This is a genomic window from uncultured Cetobacterium sp. (genome assembly GCF_947038635.1).
Taxonomy (GTDB): domain Bacteria; phylum Fusobacteriota; class Fusobacteriia; order Fusobacteriales; family Fusobacteriaceae; genus Cetobacterium_A.
In genome coordinates this window covers 1-6503 of sequence record NZ_CAMQXC010000122.1, presented here as the reverse complement: position 1 = coordinate 6503, position 6503 = coordinate 1, and the positions used below count along the sequence as shown (strand labels likewise).

Genomic DNA, 6503 nt, shown 5'->3' with positions numbered 1-6503 from the left:
TACAGGAGCAGTAGTTTTAACAAGTAGCCAAAATACACCATACAGCTACAAATAAGAAAATTTAGAAATAAAAAAGTTATTTAAGAAACACTGAAAGCAACACGAAAATAATTATTAATAATTAAGAAGTGAGGAAAAGCTGTTCAGAAGGGCAGCTTTTTTCTATGATACTTCATGTAGAGAAATAGACTTTTGATGTATTAAAAATATGAAATACATGAATAGTAGAAAGGTTTGAAAAAAAATATAGTATTCTAAAATGTATGAAATTTATTTAAATATGGGGAGAAGGATGAGGAGAAAAGAGGATTTTTACGAAGATGATTTCTATGAAGATGAAGAGGAACTAGATCTTATGGATCTTGTATTTACGCTTTTAAGAAGATGGAAATTAATAGTATTGATAGCTGCGCCAGTTTTTGCACTGGGAGTTTTCTTTGCAATAACTAGACCAACTGTATATAAAGCTGAGATAACAATGATGGTATCAAGTGGTAGAAACTTTAGTGCGAGTTCACTAGAAAGTGGTGAGTTATCAGTAAATCAGAAACTTGTAACAACTTATGCAGAAATAGCAAAAAGTAAAGTAATTCTAAGCAACGTAATAAAAAAATATGACTTACTAGCTAGTTTGAATGAACTACAAGGAAATGTAATAATAGAGCCTGTTGGAAATACAGAATTTTTAAAATTAACGTATAAAAATGGAGATGCAGCATTAGCAGCAGCAGTGGTAAATGAGATTGGAAATGAGTTTATGTTAAAAGTTCGTGAGGTTATGAACTTTCAAAATATAAAGGTCGTTGAACTAGCTGAGATTCCAAAAGAAGCGTTACCTAAAAAGAGAGGACTTATAATTGTAATATCAGCAGTATTATCACTTATGATAGGATGTATGGTCGCATTTATAGTGGAGTTTTTCTTCTGTAAATTGCGTAAACCAAAAGATATAGAGAAAATTTTAGGAACATCTATGCTTGGAATGGTTCCAGATTTTAATCTTTCTCTAGTTGATGGAGGTAAAGATGGAGAATAGAACTAAGAGGCAACTATTTTTTAAAGATGCCAATAACCATGAGATGAATGAAGCTCTTAGAGTTATTAGAACAAACCTGCACTTTTTAAATGAGAAGGAAAGGGAGAGAACAGTGCTTGTTACAAGTACAACACCAAAAGAGGGAAAGAGCACTATAGCTTCTAATTATGCCATGAGTATAGCAATAACTGGTAAAAAAGTACTACTTATAGATTGCGATATTAGAAGACCTAGAGCTCATGAAAGTTTTGGAGTTAGCTTTAATAACGGATTAGAATCAGTTCTTTCTGGAGAAGAACAAGTACAAGATGTAATTTTAAGAGAGGTTGAAAAGAATTTAGATATTCTTCCTACAAGAAATGTAGCTCATAATGTAACAGAGCTATTTTTAGGGGATAAGATGAAAACTCTTTTAGATAGCTTGAAAAAAGAGTACAACACAATAGTTTTAGATACACCACCACTTATTGTAGCAAGCGATGCAGCAATACTGTCAAAGCATTGTGATGGAGTTGTTTATGTTGTGGCATATGATCAAGTTGCTAAGCGTGAGTTAGAGTTTGGAAAAACAATGTTAAACAATGCAAAGGCTAATATGTATGGTTTTGTTGTAAATAAAGTTGATAAAAATGGATTGTCATATGGAAACTATGGATATTATAACAATAACTACTCATATTACAAGGATTATTATACAGAGGAAGGGGAAACTCTTGCTAGAGCATATAAGCCTCAAAAAGGGTTTAAGGGATTTATTGAAAAATTAAAAAGAGATTATAAGAGGCAACTAAGTGGGGATCAAAAGGGGAAAAGATGGTAGATATCCACAGTCATTTACTCTTTGGAGTAGATGATGGACCAGAAACTTTAGATGAATCTATTGAGATGATTAAAAAGGGGATGGAGTTAGGTTTTAGTGAGTTTTATTTAACCTCTCACTATGGAAAAGGGAGATTTTGTAACAATGATTATGATGTAAACTTTAAAATATTAAAAGAGAAGTGTCAGAACCTTAATTTAAATATAAAGTTACATAGAGGAAATGAGATATATCTAGATGAGAATATCTCAAAAACATTGGGAGAAAAAAGATATAACACAATAGAGGGCAGATATCTTTTAGTGGAATTTTCACCATATACACTACCAAGTGTAGGAAAACATATGATAAAAAAAGTTATAGATATGGGATATATTCCAGTGGTAGCACATGTGGAGAGATATAATCACTTCAGAGGAAGTGATCTTATGGAGTTGAAAAGATTAGGATGTAAACTTCAAGTAAATATAGGTGGGGAAAAACCTAAACACATAGTTAGACTGCTGAAAGATGGAAATATAGCTTTTTTAGGAAGTGATGCACATAGGATAAAGAGAAGGGGCTATAGTCTATGTGATTTAGAAAATCTAAGAAAGTTGATTGGAGAGAAAAGGATAGGGAGAATGACTAGCTTTACTAAGCTAGCAAAGGAGGAAAAGGGGAATGAGGAAACACAATCTAATAGCTGGATTTTTAGCTTTTTCATTAGGAACATACTCAGAGGGACTTGGGTTAGAAGCGATTCTTAATAGAGTTGAAAGTAACAATCCAGAGGTTAGAGTTAAAGAGTTAGATGTAAAGATAAAAGAGAAGGGAAAAAATAAGGCGCTTAAAAATCTTATACTTCCTCCAGTTAATTTTTCCACTGAGGAAGACTGGCAAATTGTAAAAGATGAAGGTGTAGGATTTAAAGAGGTAGAGGCATATATACCAATCTTCCAAGGGGGAAGAATGATGTATGGGTATAAAAAATCTAAAAGTGAATTAGAATTAGCAAAGGAAAACTCAAAGCTATCTGTTTATACTTGGCAAGAGGCCTCAGTAGATGAATATTTCAAAGCTCTTAATTATAAAAAACAGTATGAGATTACTGAATCTACAATATTAGCACTACAAAAACAACGTAATAGACTTGATGGGTTATATAAAGAAAATAAGATGATACCAAAGTCTGAAGTTTTAAAAGTTGAAGCGGACATAGAAAATAATAGAGCACTAAATCTTCAAAATGCTCAAAGAGAAAGAGCATCTAAAGAGACTTTAATGCAACTACTTGGATATGATTTAGATAAAGCTATAACGTTAGATGAGTTTAATGCTATAGATTATTTAAAATCGATTGGAACTATTAAAAAAGTTAAAGATCCTAAAAATACAACTTTAGGAAAAACTCAAAATTTAATGGTAGATATAGCTGAGTATGATGTGAAAATAGCAAAGGCAGATCTTTATCCAGCATTTTATGTAAAGCCATCTCATAAATTTAAAGAGAGAGTTGGTGATAAACTTGTTAGTAGGAATGAGGGGATAATTGAAGTTGGATTCCATTATAGATTTGAATGGGGTGGAACACTAGATACTGTAAATCAGAAAAAATTTGCTCTTGAGCAAGCTAAAATAAAATATGATAACAATATCCAAGGGATAGAGTTAGATATGAGAAACAAGCTTGGAGAGATAGAATCATTAGCTGGACAGAGTGAAGCTCAAAAGAAAAGAGTGGAGCTACTAAGAGAAAATCTAAAAATTGATAACTTGAGATATGATAATGAATTAGTTACAACTTTTGATTATCTAAATTCAGTAAATCAATTGAGAACAGCTGAAGAGGATTATTATAAACTTCAAAGATCACTGGTTTTAGCAGTGATAGAGTATGAGAATCTTTATAAATAGGGGAGATTTATGAACAAGAAAATTGTGATTGGTGCTGTGATTGCAGTGCTAGCTATTGGAGGATATGTTGTTTTAAATAAAATATCTGGAAAAGAGGTTAAAGTTTCAAAAATTGAGATTGGGAATCTATCAAGCTCTGTGCTTTATGCAAGAATAGTTGCACCAGGAGATGTTGTCCCAGTTTATATAGAAGCTCCATCACTAATTGAGTCTATCTTTGCAAGAGTTGGACAAGAGGTGGAAGCCGGAGATAGATTATTGACTTTTAGTATAAAGAGTGTAATTGAAAATGATAAAGAGTTACGTATAAATGAGCTAGATATAAAGGATATTGGTCTTAGAATAGCTGACCTTGAAGGGGGATCACTAAAGTTAGAGCTAGATAATAGAAAACTTGAGATGAAAAACTTAGAGGAAAAGATAAAAGGGGATGAGAGACGTCTTCCAGTTATAACAGCCGAGGCTAGAACTTTAAGAGATAAAGCTGAAGCTTATAAAAAACTACTAGCTGCTGATGGGGTCTCTAGTACAGAAGCAAATAGAGCTATAACTGAAGCTGATAAAAAGATGGTTGAGCTAGAAGATTTAAAAACGAATTTAGATCTTAATAGACAAAAGTTTGAACTATCAGCTGTGAGTTTTGAAAGTTTAACTAGAGAACTACAGATAGAGGAAGCTAAGTTAAAATCAAGCTTAGAGAAACTACAATTAAATAATGAGATTTTAGTTCGTCGTGCTGAACAGCTAAAAAAACCACTTGAAGCTCCTGTGGCAGGAGTTATTACAGCAATAGATGTAGTAGAGGGAAGTAATATGCAAAGTGGACAAAGATTATTATCTATATCACCGAAGGGAGAGAGTACAGTAAAAGTTGAAGTGCCAATGTATCAAGCTAATAGTGTTTCTCCAAAGCAAAAAGCTATAGTGAGAAGTTCATCATCAGAAGGAGACTTAACTTATGAGGGAGTTGTATCTAGAGTTTCTAGTGTAGCTCGTGAAAGTATTTTAGGTGGAAAAAAAGATAAGGTTATAGAGGTAGAGGTAAAAATTACTCAAGAGAATAATTTAAAACCTGGATTTATAACGGATGTGGAAATTAGCAATGAATCCACAAGAAGTGTAGCAACAGTAAGTTCTTTCTCTGTAATAGAGGAGGGAGATAAAAACTTTGTGTATACAGTTGAAGATGGAAGAGTTCGTAAGACAGAGGTAAAATTAGGAGCTAAAACATCAACAGATTATGAAGTTTTAAATCTGCCACTGGGAACAGAGGTTGTAATAAATCCATTTAAAGTAAATAGTGGTGAAAGAGTAAAGGCTGTGAGTTAAATGAAATTTTGGATGGGCTATAGATTTCTCACGGGAAATATAACAAGAGCACTTTTTCCTATTATCTCTGTGGTGGTGGCAACATCAGCACTGGTTATGACAATATCACTAGGTGACGCAGCAAAAAATATAATAGATAGTGATCTTTCAGCTATAGGAGGAAATAGGATTCTTATAGGGGGAGGAACTCTTAGTAAAAGGGATCTGCAAATTGTAGAAAGACTACCTTTTGTGGAGTTTGGAGTTTTTCCTGAGGAGAGAGGGCTAGTTGAAAATACATTATTTAGGGGATATAGCAAAAAAGCTTTAAGAGCTATGAATCTACCGATTCTGAGGGATGGAGAGGTAGTATTAGATAAAACACAGTTCTTAAATAGGAAAGTAGGGGAAAAAGTACAGTTAGCAACTGATATTGGAAAAAGGAATTTTATAGTTAGGGATTTGTATCAAGAGGAGAGCCCCTTTGAAACCATGAAAATAGGGGACAGAGTCATATTAAGTGATGAAACTTTTGAAAGAATCTTTGGAAGGAGAACGTACAATACCTTAGTTGTCTCCTTTCCACAAGATGAGGATGTGGTGGAATATATACCAGTGATACTTCGAGAGCTTAATAGGTCTCGGTTTGGGTACGACCAGGTTAGGATTTTAGAAACGCCAGATGTCTATAGGAAAGTGGAGAGGATAAGAGGTTTTGTAAGTAAAAGCCTATTTATCCTCTCTTTTATTGCTTTAACAGTTGGAGGAATTGGAGTGTTAAATCTAATTGCTGCTTCTGTGCGTGAAAGAGGATCATACATAGGAATACTGCGTACTATGGGTATGGATAGGAGAACTTTAAAAGGGATATTTTTAATGGAAGCTATAATGGTAGTGGTATTAGGTGGAGCATTTGGAGTGGGAGTTGGAATTTTCTCATCATATTTAGTTGGGGTTATACTTAAAATACCACCATATTTTAATATTTTTAAAATGGGAGGAGCGCTTGTTCTTACAATGGGTGTTGGACTACTCTTTGGAATCTACCCAGTTAAAAAAATTGGGGATATAGAGATAGTAGAAGCATTGAAAATTTAAGAAGGAGATGAAATGGAAAGGTTTGAAGTAAATCAAATAATAAATATAAAAAAAAATGCAGAGGAATATATAGTCTCGAATATTTTATTAAAAATATTTTTTTATATTTTTAGTTTTACAGAAATTATATTAAATATATTAACTGATAATTTAATGAGTATTATTAATATTATGCTAAAATTAAATTTTACAATACTTCAAGTATTAATTCTATATTTATTATTAAAAAATAAGTATAGAATTAATAAAGAATTTGTTTTATTTTTAGGATTGTCATATTTTACTTTATTAAAAATAAATGAAAGTTATTTTTATATGATTTTTTTTATTTATCTAGGATATATT

Annotated in this window: 6 protein-coding genes and 1 pseudogene; all 7 read left to right on the top strand. The window is 32.3% G+C overall.

Annotated elements, in window-relative coordinates:
• The first annotated feature begins 292 nt into the window (after nt 1-292).
• Complete coding sequence (locus Q0V08_RS09900) at nt 293-1036, top strand: Wzz/FepE/Etk N-terminal domain-containing protein (RefSeq protein ID WP_297434364.1); 744 nt, start codon at nt 293-295, stop codon at nt 1034-1036.
• Nucleotides 1026-1856, top strand: a complete 831-nt coding sequence (locus tag Q0V08_RS09895) for a CpsD/CapB family tyrosine-protein kinase (protein WP_297434362.1) — start codon at nt 1026-1028, stop codon at nt 1854-1856. The genes Q0V08_RS09900 and Q0V08_RS09895 overlap by 11 nt, the downstream gene beginning before the upstream one ends.
• A complete protein-coding gene (locus tag Q0V08_RS09890; RefSeq protein WP_297434361.1) occupies nt 1850-2605 on the top strand; it encodes a CpsB/CapC family capsule biosynthesis tyrosine phosphatase in 756 nt (251 codons plus the stop codon). Before Q0V08_RS09895 ends, Q0V08_RS09890 begins: the two co-directional genes overlap by 7 nt.
• Nucleotides 2520-3752: a TolC family protein gene (locus tag Q0V08_RS09885; protein WP_297434359.1), complete on the top strand. Its 1233-nt coding sequence runs from the start codon at nt 2520-2522 to the stop codon at nt 3750-3752. Before Q0V08_RS09890 ends, Q0V08_RS09885 begins: the two co-directional genes overlap by 86 nt.
• A gap of 9 nt (nt 3753-3761) precedes the next feature.
• Nucleotides 3762-5081, top strand: a complete 1320-nt coding sequence (locus Q0V08_RS09880) for an HlyD family efflux transporter periplasmic adaptor subunit (protein ID WP_297434357.1) — start codon at nt 3762-3764, stop codon at nt 5079-5081.
• Nucleotides 5082-6158: an FtsX-like permease family protein gene (locus Q0V08_RS09875; RefSeq protein ID WP_297434356.1), complete on the top strand. Its 1077-nt coding sequence runs from the start codon at nt 5082-5084 to the stop codon at nt 6156-6158.
• Between the two features lie 12 nt (nt 6159-6170).
• Nucleotides 6171-6503: pseudogene (locus tag Q0V08_RS09870) on the top strand (hypothetical protein); the annotation flags it as partial.